Origin of the sequence: Nonomuraea sp. NPDC049421, from assembly GCF_040677005.1 — a bacterium.
Lineage (GTDB): Bacteria > Actinomycetota > Actinomycetes > Streptosporangiales > Streptosporangiaceae > Nonomuraea > Nonomuraea salmonea.
In genome coordinates, this window is sequence record NZ_JBFAQA010000004.1 from 37,519 (window position 1) to 63,237 (window position 25,719).

Consider the following 25,719-nt stretch of genomic DNA (forward strand, 5'->3'; position numbering starts at 1 on the left):
CCATGGACCTGACCCCCGTGGTGGTGTCGGCCCGGCGCACGCCGATCGGCACGGCCGGGCACGCGTACAAGTCGCTGACCGCCGAACACCTGGCCGCACCCGTGATCGCCGCAGTGGCGGGCGACCTGAAGGGACGGCCGGTCGATGACGTGGTGCTGGGCAACTGCATGGGACCCGGCGGGAACGTCGCCAGGGTCTCCGCGCTGGCGGCCGGCCTCGGGCACGAGGTGCCGGGGGTGACGGTGGACCGGCAGTGCGGCAGCGGCCTGGCCGCGATCCTGCTGGCCGGCCAGGCCGTCCGCGCGGGCGAGGCGGACCTGGTGATCGCCGGAGGCGTGGAGAGCGCCTCGGCCGCGCCGCTGCGCACGTTCAGAGGGGCCTCGAAGCCGTACGAGCGGGCGCCGTTCACCCCGGAAGGCAGCCCAGACCCGGACATGGGCCCGGCGGCCGAGGCGCTGGCCGCGGCCAAGGGCGTCGATCGCGAACGGCAGGACGCCTACGCCTGCCGCAGCCACGCCCGCGCCCTGGCCGCCCGCGCGGCGGGACGGTTCACCGACGAGAGCGTCCCCGTCGCCGGCCGCACCGACGATCAGCGCCCGCGCCCGCTGCGGGCGGCGTCGCTGGCCCGGCTGCCGGCGGCGTTCGTGCCGGGCGGCACGGTGACGGCCGGCAACTCCTCCCCGAACAGCGACGGCGCCGCCGCCGTGGCCCTGGTGCCGGAGGGGCTGCGCGACGGCATGCCCGGCCTGCGGCTGCTGGCCGGGGCCGTGGCCGGGTGCGATCCCGAGCTGCCCGGGTGGGGGCCGGTGCCGGCGATCCGCCGGGTGCTGGCGCGTACCGGGGTGGCGATGGAGTCGATCGCGGTGGTGGAGATCGTGGAGGCGTTCGCGGCGCAGGTGCTGGCCGTCACCGACGCGCTCGGGCTCGACCCGCTGGGCGCCGACGACGAGCGGGTGTGTCCCGGCGGCGGCGCGCTGGCGCTCGGGCATCCGTGGGGCGCGACCGGCGCGGTGGTGGTGACCAGGTTGTTCGGCGGGCTCGTCCGCGCCGCGGCCCCGAAGGGCACGCTGGGCCTGGCGGCGGCCGCGGTCGGCGGCGGGATGGGCGTGGCCGCCCTGTTCGAGGTGGTGTGAGAGTTGATCGAATTCGCTGACGTGCACGTCCGGCTGGGCACGCGCGACGTGCTGCGCGGCATCACCGCGGCGCTGCCCGAGCGCCGGGTGGGCGTGGTGGGCGCCAACGGCTCCGGCAAGAGCACGCTCGCCCGGCTGGTCAACGGGCTGGCGCTGCCGTCGTCCGGCCAGGTCACCGTGCTCGGCATGGACACCCGCCGCGACGGCGCCAGGATCAGGCGCGGTGTGGGGTTCCTGTTCACCGATCCCGACGCGCAGATCGTCATGCCGACGGTGGCCGAGGACGTCGCGTTCTCGCTGCGCCGCAAGGGCCTGACGCGCGAGGAGGTGGACCGGCGGGTGGCCGAGGTGCTCGGCCGCTACGGCCTGGCCGGGCACGCCGACCATCCCGCGCACCACCTGTCGGGCGGGCAGAAGCAGTTGCTGGCGCTGTGCTCGGTGATGGTGCTGGAGCCGGAGATCCTGGTCATGGACGAGCCCACCACGCTGCTCGACCTGCGCCACTCGCGCCAGGTGGCGGAGCTGCTGGAGGAGATGCCGCAGCAGGTGTTCCTGGTCACCCATGACCTGCCGCTGCTGTCGGGGTTCGACCGGGTGCTGGTGATCGATGATGGCCGGGTGGCCGCCGACGGCACGCCCGCCGAGGCCATCGCCCACTACAGGAAGCTGATGGCGTGAACAGCCTCACCGGCGCCTACGTACCCGGAGATTCGCTGCTGCACCGGCTGCCCGCCGGCGCGAAGCTGGCCGCGCTGGCGCTGGCCTGCACGGCGCTGGTGCTGCTGCGCTCGCCGCTCGCGCTGGCCGTGGCGGGGGTCGTGGTGGCGGCCCTGTACGCGCTGGCCAGGGTCGGCGCGGCGGCGGCGTGGGCGCAGGTCAAGCCGGTGCGCTGGTTCGCCGTGATGCTGTTCGGCGTGCAGCTCGTCTTCGCCGGGCCGGCCGCGGCCGCCGCCACGACCTTGCGGGTGGTGCTGGCGGTGGCGCTGGCCGGGCTGGTGACGCTGACCACCCGGTCGGCGGCCATGATGGCGGCGCTGGAGCGGCTGCTGTCGCCGGTCCGGTTCGTGGGGCTGGACCCGTTCCGGCTGTCGTTGCTGCTGTCGCTGACCATCCGCAGCGTGCCGGTGGTGGCGTCGCTGGCCACGCGGGTCAGGGAGGCGCAGCGGGCCAGGGGCGTCGAGCGCAGCCTGCGGGCGTTCGCGGTGCCGCTGGTGGTCAGCTCGCTGCGGCACGCCGACGCGCTGGGCGAGGCGTTGAGCGCCCGCGGGCTCGACGACGATAATTAAGAGTTGACTTATATAAGCAGATCCTGAAACACTCTGGTGGTGCACGCCTTCGACGTCCTCGGCGATCCGGTACGCCGCCGGATCCTGGAGCTGCTGGCCACCGGCGAGCTGAGTTCAGGCGAGGTCACCGCCGTCATCCGGCAGGAGTTCGGCATCTCGCAGCCGGCCGTCTCCCAGCACCTTCGGGTGCTGCGTGACAGCGGGTTCGCGAGCGTACGGGCGGAGGGCACCCGCCGCCTCTACGCCGTCGAGCCCGGCCCGCTGCGCGAGATCGACGCCTGGCTGGAGCGCTTCCGCGCCTTCTGGGACCAGCGCCTGGACGCGCTGGCGACGGAGCTGGCCCGGGGCAAGCGCGAACGCCGCATCACAAAAGAGAAAGAGGATCCCTGATGGACATGGTCGACGAGATCAACAAGACGCACCGCGAGCTGATCGACGGTGAGCGCAAGGTGCAGGTGCTGCGCCGCCACTACGACGCCGAGATCGAGGACGTCTGGCAGGCCTGCACCGACGCCGACCGCATCTCCCGCTGGTTCCTGCCGGTCAGCGGCGACCTGCGGCTGGGCGGCCACTACCAGCTGGAGGGCAACGCGCATGGCGAGATCCTGCGCTGCGAGCCGCCCAGCATGTTCAGGATCAGCTGGCTGTTCGGCCCCGCGCCCGGCTTCTCCGAGGTCGAGGTGAGCCTGGCCGCCAAGGACGGCGGCACGGTGCTGGAGCTGCGGCACACGGCGGAGGTGCCGGAGGAGATGTGGTCGCAGTTCGGCCCAGGCGCCACGGGGGTGGGCTGGGACCTGGGGCTGCTGGGCCTTGCCCTGTATCTGAGCGGCGGCGTCAAGCCCGACGAGAACACCTTCCACGAGACCGAGGAGGGCCGGCGCTGCATCACGACCAGCAGCAAGGCGTGGGGCGAGGCGCACCGGGCGGCGGGCGGCTCACCCGACCTGGTGGCCGCGACGGTGGCCGCCACCACCGCCTTCTACGCCCCCGAGTGACCCGCGGGCCCCTCCGAGTAGGGTAGTGAGTACTCACTCACCCTTGGAGGGAGCCCTATGAAGATCACCGTCTTCGGTGCGACCGGTGGCAGCGGGCTCGAGCTCGTACGCCAGGGCCTCGCCCTGGCGTACGAGGTCACCGCCGTGGTCCGCGACCCCGCCCGGCTGCCCGCCGAGCTGCGCGAGCAGGCAGACGTCGTCCAGGCCGACGTGATGGACCCCGACGCCATCGCCTCCGCTGTCGCGGGCCGCGACGCGGTGCTCAGCGCGATGGGCCCCCGCGGCACGGGCCCCACCACCGTCTGCTCCGACAGCACCCGCGCCATCCTGACCGCCATGGAACGCACCGGGACGCGGCGGCTGCTCATGGTCAGCGCCGCCGGGCTGGAGAGCGACGCCGGTGACGGCCCCTTCTCGCGGTACGCGCTCAAGCCGGTCATCCGCCGGTTCCTCCGCCACGTCTACGCGGACCTGGCGGTGGCGGAACGGCTGGTGCGCCAGTCCCGTACGGACTGGACGATCGTGCGGCCCGCCCGCCTCACCGACGCCGGCCGCACCCACCGCTACCGCACGGCCCGCGACCTCAGCGTCCGCGGCGGCCACATCACCACCCGCGCCGACCTCGCCGACTGCATGCTCAAGCTGATCGAGGACGGCACGTCGGCGGGTCACGTGGTGTCGGTGGCGACGTGAGGCTCAGCCGACGAGGGCCGAGGGGTCACGGTCCGGAGGGCCGGCGGGCCACCACCGGTCGTCGCGGCGGGTGAAGGGGTACCAGCGGCCGTCCCGGCCGTAGCGGAGCTGGAACTCTCCGAGGGTCCAGCGGTTGCGCCAGGCTTGCACCGGCGGGGGTTGCGCGCCTTCCCAGGCGGCTTCGAGCCGGGCGCGCGCTCTGGCCAGGTCGTGGCGGGGCGGGGTCCAGGCGTGCTCCAGCGCGGCCAGGCCGTCGGCGCCGCCGTGCCGCCAGGCGGCCACGGCCGCCCCCAGCTCCTGTTCGCTTCGGGCGTCCGGCTGGTCGAGGATGTGGTCGGCGAGCAGCCGTACGTGGTCCTCGTGCTCGGTCAGGTGCGGCAGGCGGTCGTGCAGCAGCAGGTCGCGGGCGCGGGCGGCGGCGGAGGCGGCCAGCACCGCGAGGGCGGCCACGTCCACGCCGGGCGCCGGGTCGAGGGCGGGTGGGGTGTAGGCGACGTCGTACGACGGCGGGTCGGGCAGCGGGGGCACCCCGGCCGCGAACGCGACCGCCGCCGGCGTGCCGGACGGCCGGGCGGCATCCTCCGTCCGCCCCGAACGCGTGGCGGCGCCCGCCGCGTTCCGTGCCTGCAGGGCCTCGACCAGGTCGCTCTGGCCGCGGCCGCGCAGGAGCAGCAGGACGAACGGGTCGGCGTCCAGCAGCCAGGACGCCTGGTAGCAAAGGGCGGCGGCGTGCTGGCAGGGGTGGCCCCAGTCGGGGCAGGAGCACTCGGGCTCCAGGTCGCCGACGGCGGGCAGCAGCGGCACGCCCACGTACTCGGCCGCGTCGACCAGGTCGTGCGGCATGTCGCCGTCGAGCAGCGCGGCGATGTGGCCGGCCTTGGCGGCGACCTGGTCGAGGAAGCGTTCCCATGCGTCGCCGGTGAGCTGCTCGACGCTCACGACCACGTCGTACTCGTGCTCGGCGACCGCGGCCAGGCGTCCTGGGCTGACGGTGATCGGGCCGAGCTGCCCGGTCTTGGCGTACGCGCGGCCCTTGCGCAGCAGGGTGTGGTCGAGCGAGGTGTCCTCCATGGCCTGGATCCAGGCGCGCCCCCACCAGGAGGTGGCGAAGCGGGCGCCGGCGCGCTGGCGGGGGAAGGCGGGGAAGCCGCGGGCGGGGGTCATCGGGGCTCCAGGATCGGGTTGGTCATCGGAGTTCGACCAGGGCGGCGAGCTCGGCGTCGGTCAGTTCGGTGAAGGCGGCCTCGCCGGAGGCGAGCACGGCGTCGGCGAGCGAGCGCTTGGCGGTGAGCATCTTCGCGATGCGGTCCTCGATCGTGCCCTCGGCGATGAGGCGGTGCACCTGGACGGGCCTGGTCTGGCCGATGCGGTAGGCGCGGTCGGTGGCCTGGTCCTCGACGGCCGGGTTCCACCAGCGGTCGTAGTGGATGACGTGGTCGGCGCGGGTGAGGTTGAGCCCGGTGCCGGCGGCCTTGAGCGACAGCAGGAAGACGGGCGCCTCGCCGTCCTGGAAGCGCCTGACCATCTCCTCGCGGCGGGCGACGGGGGTGCCGCCGTGCAGGAGCTGGGTGGCGACGCCCCGGCCGGTCAGGTGGCGCTCCAGGAGGCGGGCCATGGCGACGTACTGGGTGAAGACGAGCACGGAGCCGTCCTCGGCGGTGATGGTGTCGACCAGCTCGTCCAGCAGCTCCAGCTTGCCCGAGCGGCCGGGCAGGCGCGGGTCGCTCTCGTGCAGGTACTGGGCGGGGTGGTTGCAGATCTGCTTGAGCCCGGTGAGCAGCTTGACGATGAGGCCGCGCCTGGCCATGCCGCGCGCGTCGGCGATCTGGGTCATGATCTCGCGGACGACGGCCTCGTACAGACCGGCCTGCTCGGTGGTGAGGGCGACGGGACGGTCGGTCTCGGTCTTGGGCGGCAGCTCGGGCGCGATGCCGGGGTCGCTCTTACGACGGCGCAGCAGGAACGGCCCGACCAGCCGCGACAGGCGTTCGGCCGTGGCGGTGTCGCCTGACTCGACCGGCCTGGCCCAGCGGGCGCGGAACCGGGTCAGCGGGCCGAGCAGTCCGGGGGTGGTCCAGTCGAGGATGGCCCACAGCTCCGACAGGTTGTTCTCGACGGGGGTGCCGGTCAGGGCGACGCGGGCGGCGGCGGGGATCTCGCGCAGCGCCTTGGCGGTGCCGGACGCCGGGTTCTTGACGTGCTGGGCCTCGTCGGCGACCAGCAGGCCCCACGGGTGCGCGGCCAGGCGGTCGGCGTCGAGGCGCATGGTGGCGTACGTGGTGAGCACGAAACCCTCGTCGGCGAGCGTGCGGTTGCCGCCGTGGTAGCGGCGTACCGGGACGCCCGGCGCGAATCTGGTGATCTCGCGCTCCCAGTTGCCCAGCAGGGAGGCGGGGCAGACCACGAGCGTCGGCCCTGAGGCGCGGTGCAGGTGCAGCGCGATGAGCGTGACGGTCTTGCCCAGGCCCATGTCGTCGGCCAGGCAGGCGCCGAGGCCGAGCGAGGTCATCCTGGCCAGCCAGCGCAGCCCCGCGTACTGGTAGTCGCGCAGGGTCGCGGCCAGGCCGGGCGGCGGCGGCACCTCGGCGGGCTCGGCCAGGCGGCGGCGCAGCTCGTCGAGCCAGGCGGTGGGCTCGACGGGGATCTGCTCGTCCTCGACCTCGACCGTCCCGGTGAGCGCGGCGCCGAGCGCCTCGATGCCGGTCAGCGGTTTGAGCTCGCGCGTCCGGGCCTTGCGCGCCAGGTCGGGGTCGATGAGCACCCACTGGTCGCGCAGACGTACGACGGGGCGGTGCGCCTCGGCGAGCTGGTCCATCTCGGTGGCGGTCAGGCGTTCGCCGCCGAGTGCGAGCTGCCAGTCGAAGCTGGTCAGGTGGTGGCCGCCGAGGAAGGAGGGCAGGTCGGACGGCGCGGGGTCGCGGTCGCCGACGACGGCGCGGGCGGTGAGGCCGCGCACGAACGAGCGCGGCCAGTGCACGTCCACGCCCGCCGCGGCCAGCCGGTCGGCGGCTCCGGCCAGCAGCGCCTGCACGTCGCCGTCGGACAGGGTCAGCTCGTCGGGCACGGTGCTGTCGAGCAGCTCCTCCAGGCGGGGCCAGGCGCGGGCGGCCCTGCGTACGGCGAGGGTGGCCTCGATCCTGGCGCCGGGGCCGAAGCCGGCCTCGCCGCCGCGCCACAGGTCGGCGGCGTCCACGACCAGCGAGGGGTCGGCCAGGCTGTGCAGCTGGGCGACGGCGCGGAACTCGGCGGCCACCGGGTCGTCGGCCTCGATGCGCAGCGACAGCCGCAGGCCCGCGTCCAGCCCGGCGGAGACCTCCTCGGCCCAGCCGCGCAGGTGGGGCACCTTGACGGGCTTCGCGGCGGCGTAGGCGGTGAGGCCGGTGGCGCGTACGGCGCCGGGCGAGCGCGGCATCGCGTCGGCGACGGCGTCGAGAAAGGCCCGCACCAGCGGCTCGGCGTCGGGCAGCAGGGCGTCGCCGGCGGGCAGGGTGTCGCCGGCGGGCAGGGGGACGGCGCGGGCGGTGGCGGGCATGGCGGCGGCCAGTTCGCGGACGCGGCGGGCGTCGTCGGCGTCGAGCGGCCCGGCCCGCCAGGAGTCGTGCTCGCCCGGTGACACGCCGGGCAGGATGCGGCCCCGGGTGACGAGCTGCAGCGCGATGAGGGCGGCGGCGCCCCAGAAGCGGGCGGCCGGGTGGGCGTGGGGGTCCTTGCGCGCTCTGGCGAGGGCGGCGACGGCCTCACCGACGGGCACGAGGGTGGCGGGGACGGCGCGCGTGGCCACGCCGCCGTCGCGTTCCTCTGCCACGGTCAGCACACTGTCACCGGCGGGGTCGAGGAAGGCGATGTGCCCGGTCCTGGGCGGGTCGCCGGGCTGGAAGACCGCAGGGTGCCGGGCCAGATCCGTCTGAGAGCTCACGGCCGTACAGTGTACGGTACGCTGAGGGTGTGGTTTGCCGCAGTGCCGAACGGGCAGCGACCACATTCCGCACTCGGCCCGATCTTCCATAGCCTGGATCGCATGACTGACTGGCTGGTAGGACTCATGGACCGCCTCGGAGCACCCGGGGCCGGTCTCGCCATCGCGCTGGAAAACCTTTTCCCGCCTCTTCCGAGCGAGGTGATCCTGCCACTGTCCGGTTTCACGGCGAGCAGGGGCAAGATGCAACTGCTCGACGTGCTCGTCTGGACGACGCTGGGCTCGGTGATCGGCGCACTCGCACTCTACGGCGTGGGCGCGCTGCTGGGCAGGGAACGCACGCTGGCCATCGCCGGCAAGCTCCCCCTGATCAAGATCTCCGACATCGAGAAGACCGAGGCGTTCTTCCAGCGTCACGGCGGCAAGACCGTCTTCTTCGGCCGGATGATCCCCATCTTCCGCAGCCTGATCTCCATCCCGGCCGGCGTCGAGCGCATGCCGCTGATCAAGTTCACGCTGCTCACCACGGCCGGCAGCGCCATCTGGAACACGCTCTTCGTCATGGCCGGCTATCTCCTGGGCGAGCAGTGGGAGCTGGTCGAGACCTACGTCGGCGTCGGCACCAACGTGGTGATCGCCGTCGTGGTCCTGGCGATCCTGCTGTTCATCGGGGTCCGCCTGGCCGAGCGGCGCAAGGGCAAGCATGCGAGTCGTCGCTGAGGGTCTGCGGGTGGCCGCGGCGGTCACGGCAGGCGCTGCGACCGCGTTCGCCGAGCTGGTGTTCCTGGTGCTGACGCTGCCGTTCCTCGGCCACCCGAACGTCCTTGCCTCCGCCCGCCGGCTGGCCCGCCTGGAGGCGCGCCGCCTGCGGCTGGACACCTCCCACCTGGACGCCCTGGAGGACGCGCGGGGCGGCAGGGCCGCGCGCTACCTGGCGGCGCGGGTGCCCGTCGGAGTGCTCGGCGGGCTGGTGATCGCGCTGCTGGTCGCCGGGGTGAAGGTCGCGGTGCCGTTGCTGGCCGCCTGGGCCGCGGGCCGGCCGTTCGACGGGATGGAGCCGACGGCGCCGCTGGTGGCGTACATCCTGACCGGGGGTTTCGTCCTGCTCTTCCTGGACCTGTCCGGTGTGGCGGGCGTGCACGCGCTCGAACGCCGGCTGGCCGTCCGCCTGCTCGGCCCCGACCCGACCGAGCAGCTGCGGCGCCGCATCACCGAGCTGGCCGAGAGCCGGGCCGGCATCGTCGCGGCGGTCGACTCCGAGCGCCGCCGCATCGAGCGCGACCTGCACGACGGGCTGCAGCAGCGCCTGGTCGCGCTGTCGATGCTCATCGGACGCTCCCGCCGCGGCCGTCCCGAGCTGCTGGAACAGGCGCACGCCGAAGCCCAGCACGCGCTGGCCGAGCTGCGCGAGGTGGCCTGGCGCGTCTACCCGAGCGGGCTCGACTCGCTCGGCCTCGGCGAGGCGCTCGCCGGGGTCGCGGAACGCTCGAGCGTGCCGGTCACGGTAGATTGCCGGCTGCCGGAACGTCCCCCGATGGCGGTGGAGACGGCGGCGTACTTCGTGGTGTGCGAGGCGGTGACCAACGCCGCCAAGCACGCCGGGGCGGCGGCCATCACGGTCGGGGTGCACAAGGAGGGGGCGGCGGTGGTCGTACGCGTGCGCGACGACGGCTCGGGCGGCGCGCGCCCGACGGGCGGCGGCCTGTCGGGGCTGGCCAGGCGGGTGGCGGCGCTCGACGGCCGCTTCGAGGTCGACAGCCCCGCCGGCGGCCCCACCACGGTCACGGCGGTGCTGCCGTGCGGGTGATCCTGGCTGAGGACTCCACGCTGCTGCGCGAGGGCCTCGTACGCCTGCTGCTGGAGGAGGGCCACGAGGTCCCGGCCGCCGTCAGCGACGGCGAGGCGCTCATCGAGGCCGTCGAGCAGCACGAGCCCGACATCGTGGTGGTCGACGTGCGCATGCCGCCCACCCACACCGACGAGGGCCTGCGCGCGGCGCTGGAGATCCGCAAGCGCCGGCCGTCGGTCAAGGTGCTCGTGCTGTCGCAGTACGTCGAGAAGCGCTACGCCACCGAGCTGATGAGCTCCGACGTCGAAGGCGTCGGCTACCTGCTCAAAGACCGCGTCGGCCAGGTCGGCGACTTCCTCGACGCGCTCGAACGCGTGGGCGCGGGCGGCGCCGCCTTCGACCCCGAGGTGGTGCGCCAGCTGCTGGCCCGCACCACCCAGCAGGACCCGCTGTCCAAGCTCACCGCCCGCGAACGCGAGGTGCTGGAGCTCATGGCCCAAGGGCTCACCAACGCCTCCATCGCCCAGGCCCTGCACGTCTCCCAGAGCGCGGTGGAAAAGCACGTCAACTCGCTGTTCGACAAGCTCGACCTGTCCCACATCACCGGCTACAGCCGGCGCGTCCTGGCGGTCCTGCACTTCCTGGAGACCTGACCCGGAGAATTGTCGGCGCGGCCCGCTACCGTCCCCGCCATGGATCATGAGGACGAGATCAGGAAGCTGATCTGGCAGCGCCACGCCGACCGGCTCGCCGAGCGCGTCAAGGCCCTCGACGAGCCCGCGCGCAAGCGGGTCGCGGCCGAGCTGCCGCAGCTGCTGAAGGAGCTGACGGCCACCTTCAGCCCGTGGGAGAGCGACGGGCTGGCCGACTTCGGCCCCGCGCTGCGCGTGGCGGGCGCGGCCACGCTGGGCGGCGCGGCGGCCGTCGCGTCCTGGCTCTACCGCCGGGCCTACGCGCCCCAGTGGGCCGGCCCCGACAACGACGTCGATCTCGTCCTCGCCGTCATCGCCGACCGTCCCGCCGCCTGGCGTGCCGACCTGGCCGAGCGGCTGACGCTGCGGCTGCGCACCGCCGACGACCGCGGCATGCGGCTGGCGCTCGCCCTGCTGCGCGAGACCGGCATCGAGCCGCCGCCGCACGACGTGCTCGTGGCCGGCTGGGTGTCCGAGCCGCCCAAGGGCCTGGCCGACGACCCGCTGCTCGACCACCTGCTGCCACGGCTGTTCGAGGCGCAGGGCGTGGGGCGTCAGCTGCAGTGGCAGAGCGATCCCGACCAGGGCTGGCTCGGCGCGCTCCTTGACCTCGCCGACAGCGGCCGGGTGCGGCGGGCCGATCTCCTCGACGGCTGCCTGCGCCGGTTCCTGCTCGGCGGCGCCCCCGTCGAGCTGCGTTTCTTCGTCCACCTGCACGAGGCCCTCGATCCGGCGCCCGGCGAGGTCGACGGCCGCGCCCGCGACTACCTCCGGCTGCTGCCCGCCGCGCCCGGCCAGGTCGCCGAGGCGGCCGCCAAGCGCCTGCGCGGCTGCTCGGCGCTGACGGCCGACGACCTGGCCGAGGCGTGGGAGTCGCTGCTGTTCCGCCAGGAGCGCAAGCTGGTGCGGGCCGGGCTGTCGTGGCTGCAGGCGGCGGTGCGCCGGCGGCCCGAGCTGGCCGGCGTGGTGGCCGCGCCGCTGGCCAGGGCGTTCGCCGCCGAGTCGGCCGAGCTGCAGGAGAAGGCGGCCGAACTGGCGCTGGCCCACGCGGCGGCGATGGACGAGGAGGGGCGCGCGGCCGTGCGCGAGGCGATCGAGCTGCTGCCGCCCCGGCTGGGCGGCCGCCTCGCGGCGGCCTTCGGCGGTGCGGCGGCGGCCGAGCCGGTCTTCGCGCCGCCGCCGCTGCCCGCTGCGCCCGAGCGGGCCCGGCCCTTCGAAGAGCCGCCCGCCACTCCCGACGAGCTGGTGACGCTGTGGGTGTCCATGTCCCGGACGTGGCAGACGTGGGAACGGCTGCTGGCCGGGTTCGTCACGCTGGCCGGTCGCGACCGCGCCGGCCTGGCCGCCAGGCTGGAGGGCCTCAGGCAGCCGTGGTGGCGCTGGCAATACCAGTCCTCGTTCTGGGACTCGGTGGACGACTGGTTCAGGGGGGCGGTCACGCACATCGTCGGCCTCGGCTCCGACCAGCCGGCGTGGCGCACGCTGCTGCCGTCAGGAGGGCTGGCCGTCCCGCAGCGGGTGCTGCTGCACCGCGCGGCGGAGATCCTGCGCGCCCTGGATGAGGGCACGCTGCCGCCGCTGCTGCTGGCCACCCCCACCCACGACACCGGGCACGTGGCGCCGGCCGAGCTGGTGCGCCGGCTCGAGGTGCTGGAGGCGGCGGGCGCCAAGCCACTGGCCGCCGACTTCCAGCAGGCACTGCTGCGGCTGCCCCCCGATGAGCCGGTCGAGGCGGGGCACCTGACGTCGCCGGCCGGGCGCATCCTGGCCGCCTGGCGGCACCCGGAGACCGAGCTGGGCCTGCAGTGGCGGTGCGGCGACCACGGGCCCGAGCACGACTGGCACGCCCGCGACCACCACCACTACAGCAGGCCGCACCTCCTCGTCCGCCGGGCGGCGCGCACCGGGTTGCCGCTGGCCGACTTCCTGCTCAACCGCTTCGAGCCCTCCCTCTCCTCCGACGCCGAGGTGCGTCATCTCGACTGGTGGCCCGCCATGCTGCCCTTCCATCGGGAGACGGCCGCGGCGCACCTCGGCCCCTACGTCGTGCACTCCTACGGCCGGCCGCACGTGCGGGGGGAGCACGCGCGGGCGCTGGCGCGGGCCGGCGGGCCGGCCGGGGCGGCGTTCGCGGCGGTGCTGGCGCGGGTGCTGGGCGACCCGCAGGAGACGGAGGCGGTCGATGTGCTGCTGGAGGTGGCCGCGCGTGGCGAGTTACCGGCGGCCGAGGTCGGCAGGCAGGCCGGGCTGCTGCTGGCGAGCGGCGAGGTCAAGATGAGCGACATGATCGCCGCGCTCGACACGGCCGCGCAGCGGGGCGCGCACGCGCAGGTGTGGGAGATCATGGCGGCGGCGCTGCCCGTGGTGCTGCCCGAGCCGGGCGCGCGGCCGCGCAACGGGTCGGCCGCCTTCGTCGCGCTGGCCGGCACCGTCGCGGGGCGGTGCGGGGCGCGCGGGGAGATCCCGCGGGTGCGCGACCTGGCGGCGCGCAAGGGGAGCAGCGCGCTGCTGAGCGAGCTGCGGGCCCTGCACGCGCTGCTCACCACTGACACTTCGGCGAACGTCGCTCGGGAAGGGGCATGATGGCGCACCGCAGGTTTCCCCGTCAGATGGACGAGGGGCACGACACGCGCATGCACATCGGCGATCTGGTGCGCGCCGCCGTCCCGGACGCCTCGCGGGTGACGGTGCGACGGGCGCAGCTGGGCGCGTCCGGGGTGACGACCGTGCTGGGCGACGGGCGGCCTTGCGAGGTCGATGGCGAGGTCGATGGCCTGGACGAGTCCCTTGAACGGCTGCGCGAGCTGTCCTATCGCAAGGGGAAGGGCACCTGGTTCAGCTGTGAGCTGGAGTTCACCTCCGGCAGCCGGGGTCATGGCTGCAGGGCCGACGGTGAGGCGATGCCGTTCGCGCTGGTGGAGCCGGCGGCGGCGCTGGGGGAGCTGACCATGTTCCCCCGCGACGTGCCGCCGGAGTGGCTGCTTGCGGCGCTGCCGACCGCCATGCCGTTCGGGCTGCCCGTCCCGCTGCTGGACGAGCGGCCGTGGCACTCTCCCTTCGACGAGCACCGGCCGGCCCCGCCGATCACCGGCGAGGTGTCCTACACCCCTGCCGCCGGCATGACCGCCCGCGTCGCCGGGCACGAGGAGGACTCCGAGCCCGTGCCGGGACAGCGGCTGCTCTGGCTGGGCGAGCGGCCCGACGACCCCGACGCCGAGGCGGTCGTGCTGACCGTGCACGAGGAGACGTACTACCTGGCGCGCCACCCGGAGGGCGCCACCGACGGCGGCCTGCGCTCACTGACCCTCGACGGTGCGACGCTGCGGGTCGAGCTGACCCCGCGGGCCGCCGACCGCCTGCGGACCGAGACCGTCTTCGAGGTCCGCCTCGACCTGCCCGCCGAGAGCATGGCCACGGTGCGGGCGGCGGTGCCGGGCATGCTGGGGCGGCTCACGGACGGGCCGCAGCTGCTCGGCTTCTGACCACCCCGGCCTTGAGCTTCTGGCCGGTCCCGGCCGCTCCTTGGGCGGCCCGCCCCATCAGAACGATCGGCGCGTGCGCTCCGGGCCACCGCGGCTCGCTTGCCCGGCGTGGGCGCCGGCGGCGTGCGACGCCGTGACCAGGCTGGCTGGTCTTCCTGGGGTGCGGTCACGGGGTGGTACGCAGGCCGGCGAACAAGTCGTTCTCCGGGAGAGCGACCTCGACGTCGGTGCGGGCGAGAAGGTAGTCCTCCGTGGGCCAGACCTCGCGTTCGACGTCGCGGTCATGCAGCATGAAGCCGCCTGCGGGGTCGATCTGGGTGGCGTGGGCGAGCAGCGCCCGGTCCCTGGTGGCGAAGTGATCGGCGCAGGGGACGCGGGTGGTGAAGCCGGGATCCGGTGCGTCGGCGGGGACCTCGGCGGGGACCTCGGCGGGGAACTCGGCGAGGACGTCGGCCATGCCGGAGTCGAGGCCGCGCGCGGTCATGGCGTCGTGCATGGCCTGGAACCACGCCCTGGACAGGGCGCCGTGGTAGTAGAGCTTGGCCGGCCGCCACGGCGGGCCCGCCCCGGGGTGGCGGCCCGGGTCGGTGGCGGCGTCGAAGGCGGCCACGGTCACCCGGTGGGTGTGGACGTGGTCGGGGTGCGGGTAGCCGCCGGTATGTGTAGGTGATGATCACGTGCGGGCGGAAGGAGCGGATGAGCGCCACCAGCCGCCCGGCCGCCTCCTCGACGGGCCGGCGGGCGAAGCAGTCGCCGGGCAGGGGCTCGCCGGGTCCTGGCAGGCCGGAGTCGACGTAGCCGAGGAAGTGCTGGCGTACGCCGAGGATCTCGCGGGCGGCGGCCATCTCGGCGCGGCGGATCTCGGCGAGGTTCTCGCGGACGCCGGGCTTGTCCATGGCGGGGTTGAGCACGTCGCCGCGTTCCCCGCCGGTGCAGGTGACGACGAGCACGTCCACGCCATCGGCGGCGTATTTGGCCAGCGTGGCGGCGCCCTTGCTCGACTCGTCGTCGGGGTGGGCGTGCACGCTCATCAGGCGCAGGGGTGAGGTCACAGGGGCCTTTCGTGGACGAAGTCCGCCAGGCAGCGGAGGAACGTGGTCATGGCGGGCAGGACGGCGCCGGTCAGCATCGCCAGGTGGAAGACGTGGGGCAGGCCTTCGTACACGTCGAGGACGGCCCGCGGGGCCGCGGCGGCCAGGCGGCGGGCGTCGTCCAGCAGCACCCCCCGCGAGCCCGCCGCGAGCGGCCTCGGTGGCGGGCCGTCCTGAGGCGTTGACCCACCGGCCGGGCACGCCGCCGGTCGCGGCGTGCCCGGGGTGAGGTCGGCGTCGGCCAGCAGGCCGGGGACGCCCGCCTGGAGGAGGCCGAGGTGCTCGGTGACGGCCGTGATCTCGCTGGGAGTGAGGTGGACGTTCAGGGGGTGCCTCCTCAGCGGCCCTTCTTGCCGCGCGGCAGCTTGAGCGGCACGGGCTTGGCGGTCGGGCGGATCGGGCTGGTGCGCTGGTCACAGGTGGTGCGGGCGTTCGGCTGGGTGGTGCGCAGATTCATGAGCGCTCCTCTCTCTTGGCTTCGCCCTAAACTTAGTACCGACCTAAATATCTTGTCAACCATGAACTTAGGTCTGACCCAAGATTCTCTGCCCAGGGAGGAGCGTCCGAGTGTCAGACCAGGGTCTTCTCGGCCCACTCGGCGAAGGTCGTCATGGGGATGTCGAAGCCCTTGGCGTACTCGGGCCTGGCGGGCTGGCTCCTGACGTTCATGTACGCGTGCGAGATCCCCATGTCCGGCATCCCGGCCGCCTTCGCCTCCTCCAGGGTCATGTCGGGAGCCGTCAGCGGGGCGCCCAGCACGCGGGAGAGGGTCGCGGCGATCTCCGCCATGGACAGGAAGTCGCCGCACAGCTCCAGCTCGACCTGGTGGAAGCGGTCCGGGTCGGCGATGGCGGCGGCGGCCGCGGTGCCGACGTCCTCGGTGTCGATGAGCGGCACGCGGGTGTCCGGCTTGAGCAGGCTCACCAGGCCGCCCTCGACGCCGCGGGGGAACAGGAACCGCATGGACGGCAGGAAGTTCACCATGAAGAAGGACGGCTTGATGATCGTCCAACGGGGGAAGCCGGCCGCGCGCAGCCGGTCCTGGATGGCGGCCTTGGCCTCGATCGGGGCCTTCAGGGCGCTCCAGCGGCCTTCGGTCCAGCCGGGAATGTCGGCCTGGTGGCCGGCGCCGGTGACGGAGGTGTGCACGAACTGCGCCACCCCGGCGGCCCTGGCGGCCTCGATGAGGTTGACGCCCATCCGCACCTCCTCGTCGAAGTCGGCGCCGGCGGCGGTGAAGGGCGGCATCTGCACGGAGAAGACGGCGCGGGCGCCCTCGGCGGCGCGGGCCACGGAGTCGCGGTCGCCGAGGTCGCCGGTCACGAGTTCGGCGCCGAGCGCCTCGACGGCCTTGGCGCGTTCCGCGGCGGGGTCGCGGACGAGGGCGCGGACGGGGACGCCGGCGGCGAGCAGGGCGCGGGCGGTGGCGCCGCCCTGCCTGCCGGTCACGCCGGTGACCAGGACGGGTGCGGTGGATGCGGACATGATGCTCCTCATGAAGTACGGAAAATGGCGGGGCCCGCCGTTTCCTCTTGCGGTACGATATGGCGACCCCCGCCACTTAGCAACCCGAAACGGCGGGGCCCGCCATTTAGTGAGGGGGAGACGACGCCATGCCCGAACGCCAGCGCGCGGACGCCCGGCGCAACTACGCGCGCATCCTCGCCGTGGCCGAGCAGGAGGTCGACGCCCACGGCGCCGCCGCCTCACTCGAACAGATCGCCCGCGTCGCGGGCGTCGGCTCGGCCACCGTGCGCCGCCACTTCCCGACCCGCCGCGCCCTGCTGCAGGCGGTCTCCCACCAGCGCATCGACGCCCTGTGCGAGCGCGCCGACGAGCTGGCCGGCAAGGACGACGCCCGCGCCGCCCTGCTCGACTGGCTGAACGACCTGCTCACCTACTGCGTGGCCGCCCGGGGGCTGGCGGCCGCGCTCGTCTACGACGGCGAGAGCGAGCCGGTGCACCAGAACTCCTGCTCGACGCGCATCGAGGAGGCCGGCGAGCCGCTGCTGCGCCGGGCCGTGCAGGACAAGGCGGTGCACGGTGACGTCACCGTCTCCGAGCTGGTGGCCCTGATCATCGGCATCGTCCTGACCACCGAGCACCGCCCCGACGCCCAGGAGGCGGCGGAGCGCCTGTTCACCCTGACCGTGGCCGGCATCAGCCCGCAGCCCTGAAGTCTTGTCTTGGGTTGTTGACCAGTGAGGCTGAGGACGCCCCGGACCGGCTGCTGGACTGGCATGTCGCCCATTCAGATCAAGGGTTCGACCACCTGAGTGATCGAGGTCGGCGTACTGATTGACGTGCAGAGCCGCGTACGAGCAGACGTGCAGAGATGATCAGTGAATCTGCCTCTGGCACTGAAGAACGGGCTGCGAGTGGTGCTGATCCGCGAACCGTTTGAACATGGATACCGCGGTCAGGAGGAGCTGACCAGGTCGTGCGCGGCCTTGGCGAAGGCGCGGACCCGAGCGGTGGCGCCGTCGGTCCGCCACAGCAGGCCCCAGCGCAGCGGCGGGGCGTCGCTGATGGGGATATAGGCGACGTCGGGGCGTGCGTAGTAGCGCCTGGCCTGGGCGCCGACGGGGAAGGCGCCGTGGCCGGCGCCGATGAGGGTGAGCATCTCGTTGAACGTCGAGGCCAAGGGGCCGGGGTCGATCGGCCGTCCCGCAGGAGTGGCGCGCGGAGTGCGGTCCTCTCGCAGCGAGATCGGCAGGGTGTCCGGCAACTGGAGGAGCTTCACCCTGGCGAGATCGTCGAGCGAGACCGACGTACGACGGGCGAACGGATGCTGGGACGGCACGGCGAGCATCCGCATTTCGGACACCAGCACCGGACCGGTGACGATGCCCGGCTCGTCGATGGGGAACGTGCCCAGCGCGAGGTCGACCTGGTCATCGCGCAGCCAGGGCATCAGGTCGACTATCTGCGCTTCGCGGAGCTGAACCTCGCAGTCCGTCAGGCGACGGCGGAACAACTCGGCGGCCCCGGCGAGCAGTTGCCCACCCGCCGCGCCTACGAAGGCCACCCGCAGGGTGCCGGTGAGGCCGCGCCCGGAGTCGATCGCGCGCGCGACCGCCGCGGCGATCTGGTCCCAGGCGGGCCGGACTTCTTCGTACAGTTGCCGGCCAACCGCGGTCAACTCCACCCGGCGACTGGTGCGGGTGAACAACGGCACGCCAGTTCGGCGCTCCAGCTTGGCGATCGTTTGGCTGATCCGGGCGGTGGACACGCGCAGGCGCTCGGCGGTGCGGCCGAAGTGCAACTCCTCGGCCAGGGTCAAGAACGCCTCCAGCTCGTGGCGCTCCAGCATGTCACCCCCAGATCGTTAACTCCAGCTTCACGATTCTTCCACAGAGCCGCATTGATCTGCCCGTCGCTCCCCAACGAAGGTGGAGCACACCAATCGTCATTGTGACCTGCACGGGAGCAAGCATGTACGTCACCGCAGAGCACGCCCTGTCCGCTCCGACCACCGACGCGAACGCAGTCGTCCAGGAGCTACGGGACCGCGCCGAGATCCTCGATGCGCTCTACCGGTTCGGCCTGGGTCAGGACCTGAAGGACAAGGCCCTGTTCGCCTCGGCCTTCGCCCCCGACGCTGAGCTGGACTTCCGCCCGGCCGCCGCCAAGTGGGGGGCCAAGCCGCCGCTGATGTCCGGGCGCGACACCATCGTCACCACCATTCTGGCCTTGTTCACCGGCCGGGTGGACACCACACACCAGGTCACCAACACGCGGATCACGATCGATGGCGACACCGCCCGGCTCACCGCCCTGGTGGAAGCTCAGCACCTGCTCATCGCCGACTCCACCACACACGCGCTGCTGAAGAACCCCTACGACGTCGACCTGGTCCGCGACGGTGACCGCTGGGTGATCCGTCGGCTTCGCATCGACAACACCTGGTACACCGGCGACCCCACCGCGATCTTCGACAACTGACGGTCCCTTCCCTCCACCCAAGATCGGAAGAAAGATGACCAACAAGGTCAACGACCTGCGCACCATCGTCCGCGGACGGGTTCTGCTTCCCGGAGACGACGGTTTCGACCAGGCCCGGCGCCCCTGGAACCTCGCCGTCGAACAGGCCGTTCCCGCCGTGGTCGAAGCGGCCGACGACGCCGACGTCGCGGCCGTGGTCCGCTTCGCCCGTGCCCGCGAAATGGCCGTCTCGGCCCAGCCCAACGGCCATGGCGCCACCACCGAACTGGACGGCGCCATTCTGCTGCGCACCCACCGTCTGGATTCCCTCCAGATCGACCCGGCCGCCCGACGCGCCCGCGTCGGCGCGGGCGTGTCCTCGGGCGGCCTTCAGGCAGCCGCAGCGCCGTACGGCCTGACCGGCCTGCCCGGCAGTTCCCCGGTCGTCAGCGTCACCGGTGTCGCGCTCGGCGGCGGACTGAGCTGGTTCGGCCGCAAGCACGGCTGGATCGCCGACAGCGTCACCGCCTTCGACATCGTGGACGCGGAAGGGCGGCCGCGGCGCATCACCGCCGACACCAACCACGACCTGTTCTGGGCCATGCGCGGAGGTGGCGGCTCCTTCGCGATCGTCACCGCCCTGGAACTCGCCCTCCACCGCGCGCCGCACCTGTACGGCGGCCGGCTACTGTGGCCCGCCGAGCACGCCCCGGACGTGATGGACGCCTACCGCCAGATCACCGCCACCGCCCCCGACGACCTGACTGTCTGGCTGGACCTGCTGCACTTCCCCGGCTCCGACCCCATGATCGCCGTCGATGCCGCCTACCTCGGCCAGGCCGCCGCCGCCCGCGACCTGCTCAGCCCCCTGGACCGCCTGCCCCGCCCCCTCACCGACAGCAGACGGACCATGACGGTCGCCGAACTCGGCACCATCACCGCCGAACCGACCGACCCCAGCGCGGGCTCCTCACGCGCCGAACTGCTCACCCAACTGGACGACACCGCCGCCAAGACCCTGCTGGCCGACCCGATCGCCCCGCTGATGAGTGTGCAGATACGCCACCTGGGCGGCGCATTCACCCGCCCGTCCGACAGCCCGCACGGCCCGATCACCGAGCCCTACGCGCTCTACCTGTTCGGTGTGCCGGCCGACCCGGCAACCACCGAGGCCATCACCGCCAGACAACGCGCGCTCACCGACGCTCTCCCGGTGAGCGGACGCAAACCCTTCACTTTTCTCAGTCCCGGCGAATCAGTGGCCGACGCCTTCCCTCCCGCTGCGCTCCGTCGCCTTCGCGACCTCGAACGCCACCACAACCCGCGCAACACCTTCCGTGCCAACTTCCCCATCTCCGGCTGAATGCATCCCCTTTATGCCCGTCAGCGCGGGCTCGTCGCCGGTTCTGTGGGGCCGGCCTGGCGCAGCAGGGTGACCAGGTGGGTGGCGACCACGCGGCGAGCCTCCGGCGACGAGGATCATGGGACGAGCATCACTGTCAGCTGGCGGTCAGGGTGTCGCCCAGGGTGGTGCGTTCGTAGCGGACGCTGCGGCCGGTCCTGGTGCGGGTGACCAGGCCGGATCCGCGTAGGACGGCCAGGTGGCCGCCGACCGCGCCCAGGCTGAGGCCCAGCTGGCGGACCAGCTGCGTGGTCGTCGCGGGCGCCTCCAGCGCTCGCAGGATCTGCGCGCGGTGCGGGCCGATCAGCCGGGCCAGGGCGGCCGCGCCGCCGTGCGCGGGTGGCGGCCCGAACAGGTTCGCGACGCCGCGCGCCGGATAGACCAGCGCGTACGGCCAGGGCGGCTCGACGTAGCTGATGAGGGTGCCGAAGACGGTCGGCATCAGCAGCAGCCCCGTGCCGTCGAGCCGGTGCCGCTCCTGCACGTCCCGGGGGCCGGCGTGCACCTCGATCACGCCGCGCTCTGCCTCGGAGCGCCAGCGTACGCGCGGGTCCAGGTCGGACAGCGCCGCGGCCCAGCCGTCCATGGCCAGCTGCCCGGCGCGGTGCACGAGGTCGCGTTCCAGCACCGTGCGCAGCCGCGGCCAGTCGGGCTCGACCAGCGCGTGCCAGGCCGCCTCGATCGCGTCCGCGAGCCGCGTGAGCACGTCGGGGGCGGTCAGGATCTGCTGGACGTGGCGCGGCGGCGTACGCATCCCCGCCAGGTTGCGGGCGAGCTCCGCGCGCACCCGCGCCAGCGGGGTCGCCCGCACCACGGCCAGTTCGGCGGTGAAGTCACCCTCGCGGCCGGTGGGGGTGGTGAGCGCGGTGGAGTTCGGTCTGCGGGGGGTCGGTGGGGGGTGGATGAAGTCGGCGTTGTAGGCGTCGCGGCGGAACAGCGTGGTCAGGGCCCCGACCTCAGGGGTCTCGCGCAGCAGTTGCCTGTAGCGGGGGGCGATGCGTTCGGCCCAGGGGCGCAGGGGGCCGGCGGGTTGCTCGCCGGCTGCGACGCGGAGTGCGTTCATCGCCTCTCCCAGCGGGGAGATGGCGTAGCGGGTGTGGGCCACGTCGAGTGGGCCTACCTCGATGAGCAGCACTTTTCGCCTCCACCCGAAACCTTAACGCCCGCGCGGGCACCGCCCCGAGACTGGCCCGCATGATCACTACCCGGGCCACGTACCGCGAGGTGTTCGCGGTGGGCCAGTTCCGCGTGCTGTTCGCCGGTTACACGCTTCACCTCGGCGGCGAGACGGTGAAGATGCTCGCGCTGTCGGTGACCGTCTACGCCGGCACCGGATCGCCGCTGCTGGCCGCGCTGGCTTACGTGGCCGGTTTCCTGCCGTACGCGCTCGGGGGCACGTTCCTGCTGGCGTACGCCGACCGGTGGCCGCCCCGGGCGGTGATGGCCGGATACGACCTGGTCAGGGCCGGCGTCGCGGCGGTGCTCGCGGCCGGGGTGCTGCCGCCGGCGGCGATGCTGGTGCTGGTGTTCGTCACCGGCGTGCCGGGCGCGGTCGCTTCGGCGGCGCGCAGCGCGTTGCTGCCCGATCTGCTGGACGGCGACCGGTACGTGCTGGGCCGGGCCGTGTTCTCCATGGCCGCGGGCGGCACGCAAGTGCTCGGCTTCGCCGTGGGCGGGATGCTGATCGCCGCGGTGGGCCCGTACGGGGCGCTGTGGATCACGGTGGCGAGCTGCCTGGTGTCGGCCGCGCTGCTGCGGTTCCGGCTGGCCGATCGGCCGGGCCGTGGTCCGGCCGTCGGGTCGGCGGTGGGGCGGACCTGGCGCGTCAACCGCGAGCTGCTGCGCCGGCCGGATGTCCGTGCGCTGCTGTGGGCGCAGTGGTTGCCGCCCACGCTGGTGGTGGGGGCCGAAGGGGTGCTGGTCCCGTACGCGGCTCAGGTCGGGGTGCCGGGTGCGGCCGGATTGCTGTTCACCGCTGTGGCGCTCGGCATGCTCGCCGGGAACCTGGTGATCGGGCGGCTGGTCGCCCTGCGGCTGAGGGAGCGGCTGGCGGGGCCGCTGGCGCTGCTGCTCGGCGGGCCGCTGCTCGGGTTCGCCGGCTCGCCGGGACCCGTCGTGGCGGGGGTGCTGCTGGCCGTGTCGGGGTTCGGGGTGGCGTACCAGCTGGGGCTGGCCCGGCGGTTCCTCGAGGTGGTGCCGGAGGCGAACAGGGGGCAGGCGCTCGGGCTGGCGCTGACCGGGACCATGACGTGGCAGGGGCTGTTCGCGGCCGGTGGCGGAGCGCTGGGTGAGGCGGTGGCGCCGGGCCAGGTGGTCGCCGCGGCGGGCGCGGCGTCCGTGCTGGCCGTGGCGGGCCTGTGGCGCGTGCTCACGCCAGGCGGGATCGGGTGATAGGGTGCTTTCGATCGTGAGAGGGGAGGTGAGGTTGATGACCGCGGCGAAGACCGCTGCCCTGGGCAGCGCCCGGACCGACCTCACATCCCGGGCCCCGGTCCGCCCGCAGGCCTGAGCCGAACGGGCCGACCTCGTCGGGGCCCCCTTTCTCACAAGGGTTCTTACGTTGTCTCATTCCTGGATCACCCGTCCCGAGGGCGCCGGTGACGTCGCCGCCATCCGCGACATCAACCTCGCCGCCTTCCCCACCGCACACGAGGCCGACCTCGTCGAGGCGCTGCGGGCCGACCCGCAGGCATGGCTGCCCGGCCTGTCCTGGCTGGCCGAGACCCCCGGCGGCGAGCCCGCCGGGTACGCGCTGCTCACCCGCTGCCACGTCGGCGGCGAACCCGCCCTCGCTCTCGGCCCGTGCGCCGTCCTGCCCGGGCACCAGCGGCGAGGAGCCGGCGGCGCCGCCATCAGGGCCGCGCTCGACGCCGCCCGCGAGCAGGGCGAAAACCTGGTGGTGGTGCTCGGCCACGCCGAGTATTACCCGCGCTTCGGCTTCACCCCGGCCTCCGGGCACGGCATCCGCCCGCCCTTCGAGGTCGAGGACAAGTACATGATGGCCCTCGCCCTCGACCCCGGACGGCCGGTCCCGACCGGCCTGATCCGCTACGCGGCGCCGTTCGGCGTCTGATCCATCCAACCGGCGGCTCCCAGCACGACTGGGGGCCGCCTCATCCCATGCGGATGGGCCCCACGAGCATCCGCCGCCGCAGGAAGTCCTCGGTGAACGGCACTTCGGTGACCTTCGCGGCCACCGCGAAGGTCACCGCGAAGGTCACCGCGAAGGTCACCGCGAAGGTCACCGCGAAGCTCTCCGCCACGGGGTCGTCATCGTCGGAGAACTCGCCGTCGAGGCCGGTCCACAGGCCGGTGTCCCCGGTGAAGCGGCGTACCACCCCGACGGGGGTGAGGCCGCGGAAGAACGCGACGCTGAAGATGAAGCCGAGCGGGCCGCCGCCCCGCACTTCGGAGACGCTGAGCCAGCGGAACGGGGCCAGGGGAGTCATGGCGGCACCCTAGCGGGCGAGCCGGTCGAGCCAGTCGCGCAGCAGGGCGGTCTCGGCCGGGCGGAGCGGGAGGGTGTCCTGTGGCGCGGCGGTGAGTGCGGCGTCGAGGGCGAGGGCCCGGGAGGCGAGGCCGGTGTCCTCGGCCGGCGGCGGGTCGGTGGTGAGCGAGGCGATGAGGGTGTCGCGCATCCTCGCGGACAGCTCCGGCAGGCGGGACTCCTGTCCTGAGGTCTCAGGTACGCGACCGTCCGGCCCTTGAGGCCCTGCGGCGGGGGCGCCGATCAGGGACAGGGCGACGCCGGTGACGGCGGCGTGCAGGAGGCCGGCGGCGGTGCGGGGCGGCACGCGCAGGCGGCCGGCGGCGGCGATGCGCTCGAGGTAGCCCAGCAGCAGCTCGTGCGCCTCCTGGGCGGCGGGCGGGCGGCGGCCGGGGCGGTCGGTGCCGAACATCAGCACGTAGAAGGCGGGGTGGCGCAGGCCGAAGTCGACGTGCATGTCCCAGCCGCGGCGCATGTCCTCGACCGGGTCGCCGCTGTAGGCCAGCTCGTGCTTCTCGGCCAGGTAGAGGTCGAAGCCGTGCACGGCCAGGGCGGCGAGGAGGGCGTCTTTGTCGCCGAAGAGCTGGTAGAGCGAGGCGGCGCGGATGCCGGCCGCCGCGGCGACGGAGCGGGTGGAGACCGCGTGAGCGCCCTCGCGTTCGAGGATGCCGGCCGCCGCGGCGAGGATCCGCTGCCTGGTCCTGGTCTTCTCGTCGTCCACGTTGCGATGTTACGGCATTTGGCGTAACACTGGAACGGAACAGTGCTACGCATAGAAGCGTCGCAGTGATACAGCGAGGGAGAAACCGATGAACCGGATGGGATACGGCGCCATGCAGCTCGCGGGACCGAACGTGTGGGGCCCGCCGCAGGACCCCGAGGCGGCACGGCAGGTGCTGCGCCTGGCGGTCGAGCTGGGCGTGACGTTCTTCGACACCGCGAACGCCTACGGGCCCCGCATCGTGAACCAGCTGATCGGCGAGGCGCTGCGCCCGTTCCCCGACGGGGTGATCGTCGGCAACAAGGTCGGCGCGGGGCGCGGCCCCGACGGGTCGTGGATCATCACCGACCACCCGGACACCGTACGTAGGCAGGTCCACGAGGCGCTGGCCGACATGGGCGCGGAGACGAGCGAGCTGACGTACCTGCGGCTGCCGGGCGACATGCCCGGCACGCACACCGACGTGCCGCTGGAGGAGTCGCTCGGCGTGCTGGTCGAGCTCCGCGAGCAGGGGCTGATCCGCCGCATCGGCCTGTCGGGCGCCTCGCCGGAGCTGCTGGCCCGCGCGCAGGAGATGACGCCGATCGCGGCCGTGCAGAACCGCTTCAACCTGCTCGACCGCAGCGGCGTCCAGGTGCTCGAGGCCTGCGAGGAGCAGGGCATCATGTTCGTCCCCTACTTCCCGCTGGCCTCGGGGCGGCTGGCCGGCTACGCCGAGCTGGCGGGCCCCGCGCAACGCCTGGGCGTGACGCCGGCCCAGGTGGCGCTGGCCTGGCTGCTGCGCCGCTCACCCGCCATGCTCGTCATCCCCGGCACGGCGAACCCCGCCCACCTGCGCGCCAACGTCGCCGCCGCCGGCATCGCCGCCGATCTGACCGACGACGAGGTGGCCCGCCTGACCGGCCTGGTCGACGAGTCGCAGGCCAGGCTCGGGCAGCCGCACCAGTCCACGCTGGACGCGCTGACGGCGGCGGCGGAGCGCCACGCCGGCAATGTCCGGTGAATGTCCCTCCCGTGCCCTGGCGGGACGGGCGGGCGCCGGTGAGAATCGGCGGAGCCCGGCGGCGATGAGTTCCGGGCCGATGCGTGGTCTGTGAGGACGAACCCG

At 73.6% G+C, this 25,719-nt stretch carries 25 protein-coding genes and 1 pseudogene; 17 read left to right on the forward strand and 9 right to left on the reverse strand.

The window, feature by feature from the left end:
* Nucleotides 1-2: 2 nt before the first annotated feature.
* From AB0K18_RS08350 to AB0K18_RS08375, 6 genes are read left to right on the forward strand one after another with little or no spacing between them, the layout of a single operon-like run.
* On the forward strand, nt 3-1,133 hold the full coding sequence (locus AB0K18_RS08350; RefSeq protein WP_364912728.1) for a thiolase family protein: 1,131 nt from the start codon (nt 3-5) through the stop codon (nt 1,131-1,133).
* A gap of 3 nt (nt 1,134-1,136) precedes the next feature.
* Nucleotides 1,137-1,811 (forward strand): ABC transporter ATP-binding protein, encoded by a 675-nt coding sequence (locus tag AB0K18_RS08355; protein WP_364911717.1) that lies wholly within the window; start codon nt 1,137-1,139, stop codon nt 1,809-1,811.
* Nucleotides 1,808-2,419, forward strand: a complete 612-nt coding sequence (locus tag AB0K18_RS08360) for an energy-coupling factor transporter transmembrane component T (RefSeq protein WP_364911720.1) — start codon at nt 1,808-1,810, stop codon at nt 2,417-2,419. Before AB0K18_RS08355 ends, AB0K18_RS08360 begins: the two co-directional genes overlap by 4 nt.
* A 39-nt stretch (nt 2,420-2,458) precedes the next feature.
* Entirely contained in the window at nt 2,459-2,809 is a 351-nt protein-coding gene (locus tag AB0K18_RS08365) for a metalloregulator ArsR/SmtB family transcription factor (RefSeq protein ID WP_364568258.1), read from the forward strand.
* On the forward strand, nt 2,809-3,414 hold the full coding sequence (locus tag AB0K18_RS08370) for an SRPBCC family protein (RefSeq protein ID WP_364911723.1): 606 nt from the start codon (nt 2,809-2,811) through the stop codon (nt 3,412-3,414). The genes AB0K18_RS08365 and AB0K18_RS08370 overlap by 1 nt, the downstream gene beginning before the upstream one ends.
* A 57-nt stretch (nt 3,415-3,471) precedes the next feature.
* A complete protein-coding gene (locus tag AB0K18_RS08375; protein WP_364911726.1) occupies nt 3,472-4,107 on the forward strand; it encodes an SDR family oxidoreductase in 636 nt (211 codons plus the stop codon).
* Nucleotides 4,108-4,110: 3 nt separating this feature from the next.
* Here the strand turns inward: AB0K18_RS08375 and AB0K18_RS08380 are convergent, their stop codons facing one another.
* On the reverse strand, nt 4,111-5,271 hold the full coding sequence (locus AB0K18_RS08380; protein WP_364911729.1) for an SWIM zinc finger family protein: 1,161 nt from the start codon (nt 5,269-5,271) through the stop codon (nt 4,111-4,113).
* A gap of 22 nt (nt 5,272-5,293) precedes the next feature.
* Entirely contained in the window at nt 5,294-8,023 is a 2,730-nt protein-coding gene (locus AB0K18_RS08385; RefSeq protein WP_364911732.1) for a DEAD/DEAH box helicase, read from the reverse strand.
* Nucleotides 8,024-8,125: 102 nt separating this feature from the next.
* Between AB0K18_RS08385 and AB0K18_RS08390 the strand changes: the two genes are divergently transcribed.
* From AB0K18_RS08390 to AB0K18_RS08410, 5 genes are read left to right on the forward strand one after another with little or no spacing between them, the layout of a single operon-like run.
* A complete protein-coding gene (locus AB0K18_RS08390; RefSeq protein WP_364911734.1) occupies nt 8,126-8,743 on the forward strand; it encodes a DedA family protein in 618 nt (205 codons plus the stop codon).
* A complete protein-coding gene (locus tag AB0K18_RS08395) occupies nt 8,727-9,830 on the forward strand; it encodes a histidine kinase (RefSeq protein ID WP_364911737.1) in 1,104 nt (367 codons plus the stop codon). The genes AB0K18_RS08390 and AB0K18_RS08395 overlap by 17 nt, the downstream gene beginning before the upstream one ends.
* Nucleotides 9,821-10,465 carry a response regulator transcription factor gene (locus AB0K18_RS08400; protein WP_364911739.1) on the forward strand — a complete coding sequence of 215 codons (645 nt, stop codon included), beginning with the start codon at nt 9,821-9,823 and terminating at the stop codon, nt 10,463-10,465. The genes AB0K18_RS08395 and AB0K18_RS08400 overlap by 10 nt, the downstream gene beginning before the upstream one ends.
* 39 nt (nt 10,466-10,504) lie before the next feature.
* Nucleotides 10,505-13,087, forward strand: coding sequence for a DUF6493 family protein (locus AB0K18_RS08405; protein ID WP_364911740.1), 2,583 nt, complete (start codon nt 10,505-10,507; stop codon nt 13,085-13,087).
* A gap of 26 nt (nt 13,088-13,113) precedes the next feature.
* Nucleotides 13,114-13,986 carry a hypothetical protein gene (locus tag AB0K18_RS08410; RefSeq protein ID WP_364911743.1) on the forward strand — a complete coding sequence of 291 codons (873 nt, stop codon included), beginning with the start codon at nt 13,114-13,116 and terminating at the stop codon, nt 13,984-13,986.
* Nucleotides 13,987-14,152: 166 nt separating this feature from the next.
* Here AB0K18_RS08410 and mca read toward each other — a convergent pair.
* From mca to AB0K18_RS08425, 3 genes and pseudogenes are all read right to left on the reverse strand, one after another.
* Nucleotides 14,153-15,038, reverse strand: a pseudogene (gene mca / locus AB0K18_RS08415) (mycothiol conjugate amidase Mca).
* A complete protein-coding gene (locus tag AB0K18_RS08420; protein WP_364911745.1) occupies nt 15,035-15,208 on the reverse strand; it encodes a hypothetical protein in 174 nt (57 codons plus the stop codon). The pseudogene mca and the gene AB0K18_RS08420 overlap by 4 nt, the downstream one beginning before the upstream one ends.
* Nucleotides 15,209-15,647: 439 nt before the next feature.
* The gene (locus tag AB0K18_RS08425; protein ID WP_364911748.1) at nt 15,648-16,562 is read right to left on the reverse strand and encodes an NmrA/HSCARG family protein; all 915 of its coding nucleotides are present in this window, start codon (nt 16,560-16,562) and stop codon (nt 15,648-15,650) included.
* Between the two features lie 128 nt (nt 16,563-16,690).
* Between AB0K18_RS08425 and AB0K18_RS08430 the strand changes: the two genes are divergently transcribed.
* Complete coding sequence (locus AB0K18_RS08430; protein ID WP_364911751.1) at nt 16,691-17,254, forward strand: TetR/AcrR family transcriptional regulator; 564 nt, start codon at nt 16,691-16,693, stop codon at nt 17,252-17,254.
* 242 nt (nt 17,255-17,496) lie between these two features.
* Here AB0K18_RS08430 and AB0K18_RS08435 read toward each other — a convergent pair whose 3' ends face one another.
* On the reverse strand, nt 17,497-18,390 hold the full coding sequence (locus tag AB0K18_RS08435) for a LysR family transcriptional regulator (protein WP_364911754.1): 894 nt from the start codon (nt 18,388-18,390) through the stop codon (nt 17,497-17,499).
* Nucleotides 18,391-18,512: 122 nt separating this feature from the next.
* On the opposite strand from AB0K18_RS08435, the gene AB0K18_RS08440 reads away from it, so the two are divergent.
* A complete protein-coding gene (locus AB0K18_RS08440) occupies nt 18,513-19,022 on the forward strand; it encodes a nuclear transport factor 2 family protein (RefSeq protein ID WP_364911757.1) in 510 nt (169 codons plus the stop codon).
* Between the two features lie 34 nt (nt 19,023-19,056).
* The gene (locus AB0K18_RS08445) at nt 19,057-20,364 is read left to right on the forward strand and encodes an FAD-binding oxidoreductase (protein WP_364911760.1); all 1,308 of its coding nucleotides are present in this window, start codon (nt 19,057-19,059) and stop codon (nt 20,362-20,364) included.
* A 136-nt stretch (nt 20,365-20,500) separates the two neighbouring features.
* Here the strand turns inward: AB0K18_RS08445 and AB0K18_RS08450 are convergent, their stop codons facing one another.
* Nucleotides 20,501-21,538 (reverse strand): winged helix-turn-helix domain-containing protein, encoded by a 1,038-nt coding sequence (locus AB0K18_RS08450; protein WP_364911763.1) that lies wholly within the window; start codon nt 21,536-21,538, stop codon nt 20,501-20,503.
* A 59-nt stretch (nt 21,539-21,597) separates the two neighbouring features.
* On the opposite strand from AB0K18_RS08450, the gene AB0K18_RS08455 reads away from it, so the two are divergent.
* Both AB0K18_RS08455 and AB0K18_RS08460 read left to right on the forward strand, forming a co-directional pair.
* Entirely contained in the window at nt 21,598-22,794 is a 1,197-nt protein-coding gene (locus AB0K18_RS08455) for an MFS transporter (protein ID WP_364911766.1), read from the forward strand.
* Between the two features lie 169 nt (nt 22,795-22,963).
* Nucleotides 22,964-23,476, forward strand: a complete 513-nt coding sequence (locus AB0K18_RS08460; RefSeq protein ID WP_364911769.1) for an N-acetyltransferase — start codon at nt 22,964-22,966, stop codon at nt 23,474-23,476.
* Between the two features lie 40 nt (nt 23,477-23,516).
* Here the strand turns inward: AB0K18_RS08460 and AB0K18_RS08465 are convergent, their stop codons facing one another.
* Together AB0K18_RS08465 and AB0K18_RS08470 are read right to left on the reverse strand one after the other, a co-directional pair.
* Complete coding sequence (locus tag AB0K18_RS08465) at nt 23,517-23,852, reverse strand: hypothetical protein (protein WP_364911772.1); 336 nt, start codon at nt 23,850-23,852, stop codon at nt 23,517-23,519.
* A 9-nt stretch (nt 23,853-23,861) separates the two neighbouring features.
* On the reverse strand, nt 23,862-24,611 hold the full coding sequence (locus AB0K18_RS08470) for a TetR/AcrR family transcriptional regulator (RefSeq protein ID WP_364911775.1): 750 nt from the start codon (nt 24,609-24,611) through the stop codon (nt 23,862-23,864).
* 88 nt (nt 24,612-24,699) lie between these two features.
* Between AB0K18_RS08470 and AB0K18_RS08475 the strand changes: the two genes are divergently transcribed.
* Nucleotides 24,700-25,614: an aldo/keto reductase gene (locus AB0K18_RS08475; protein WP_364911778.1), complete on the forward strand. Its 915-nt coding sequence runs from the start codon at nt 24,700-24,702 to the stop codon at nt 25,612-25,614.
* Nucleotides 25,615-25,719 lie beyond the last annotated feature (105 nt).

What these genes read in the sequence shown, in the direction of transcription:
- AB0K18_RS08380 (WP_364911729.1), bottom strand. Translation starts at nt 5,271, where the DNA reads ATGACCCCCGCCCGCGGCTTCCCCGCCTTCCCCCGCCAGCGCGCCGGC.
- AB0K18_RS08430 (WP_364911751.1), top strand. Translation starts at nt 16,691, where the DNA reads ATGCCCGAACGCCAGCGCGCGGACGCCCGGCGCAACTACGCGCGCATC.
- AB0K18_RS08405 (WP_364911740.1), top strand. Translation starts at nt 10,505, where the DNA reads ATGGATCATGAGGACGAGATCAGGAAGCTGATCTGGCAGCGCCACGCC.
- AB0K18_RS08425 (WP_364911748.1), bottom strand. Translation starts at nt 16,562, where the DNA reads ATGTCCGCATCCACCGCACCCGTCCTGGTCACCGGCGTGACCGGCAGG.
- AB0K18_RS08410 (WP_364911743.1), top strand. Translation starts at nt 13,114, where the DNA reads ATGGACGAGGGGCACGACACGCGCATGCACATCGGCGATCTGGTGCGC.
- AB0K18_RS08465 (WP_364911772.1), bottom strand. Translation starts at nt 23,852, where the DNA reads ATGACTCCCCTGGCCCCGTTCCGCTGGCTCAGCGTCTCCGAAGTGCGG.
- AB0K18_RS08440 (WP_364911757.1), top strand. Translation starts at nt 18,513, where the DNA reads ATGTACGTCACCGCAGAGCACGCCCTGTCCGCTCCGACCACCGACGCG.
- AB0K18_RS08455 (WP_364911766.1), top strand. Translation starts at nt 21,598, where the DNA reads ATGATCACTACCCGGGCCACGTACCGCGAGGTGTTCGCGGTGGGCCAG.
- AB0K18_RS08435 (WP_364911754.1), bottom strand. Translation starts at nt 18,390, where the DNA reads ATGCTGGAGCGCCACGAGCTGGAGGCGTTCTTGACCCTGGCCGAGGAG.
- AB0K18_RS08395 (WP_364911737.1), top strand. Translation starts at nt 8,727, where the DNA reads ATGCGAGTCGTCGCTGAGGGTCTGCGGGTGGCCGCGGCGGTCACGGCA.
- AB0K18_RS08390 (WP_364911734.1), top strand. Translation starts at nt 8,126, where the DNA reads ATGACTGACTGGCTGGTAGGACTCATGGACCGCCTCGGAGCACCCGGG.
- AB0K18_RS08445 (WP_364911760.1), top strand. Translation starts at nt 19,057, where the DNA reads ATGACCAACAAGGTCAACGACCTGCGCACCATCGTCCGCGGACGGGTT.
- AB0K18_RS08475 (WP_364911778.1), top strand. Translation starts at nt 24,700, where the DNA reads ATGAACCGGATGGGATACGGCGCCATGCAGCTCGCGGGACCGAACGTG.
- AB0K18_RS08350 (WP_364912728.1), top strand. Translation starts at nt 3, where the DNA reads ATGGACCTGACCCCCGTGGTGGTGTCGGCCCGGCGCACGCCGATCGGC.
- AB0K18_RS08370 (WP_364911723.1), top strand. Translation starts at nt 2,809, where the DNA reads ATGGACATGGTCGACGAGATCAACAAGACGCACCGCGAGCTGATCGAC.
- AB0K18_RS08375 (WP_364911726.1), top strand. Translation starts at nt 3,472, where the DNA reads ATGAAGATCACCGTCTTCGGTGCGACCGGTGGCAGCGGGCTCGAGCTC.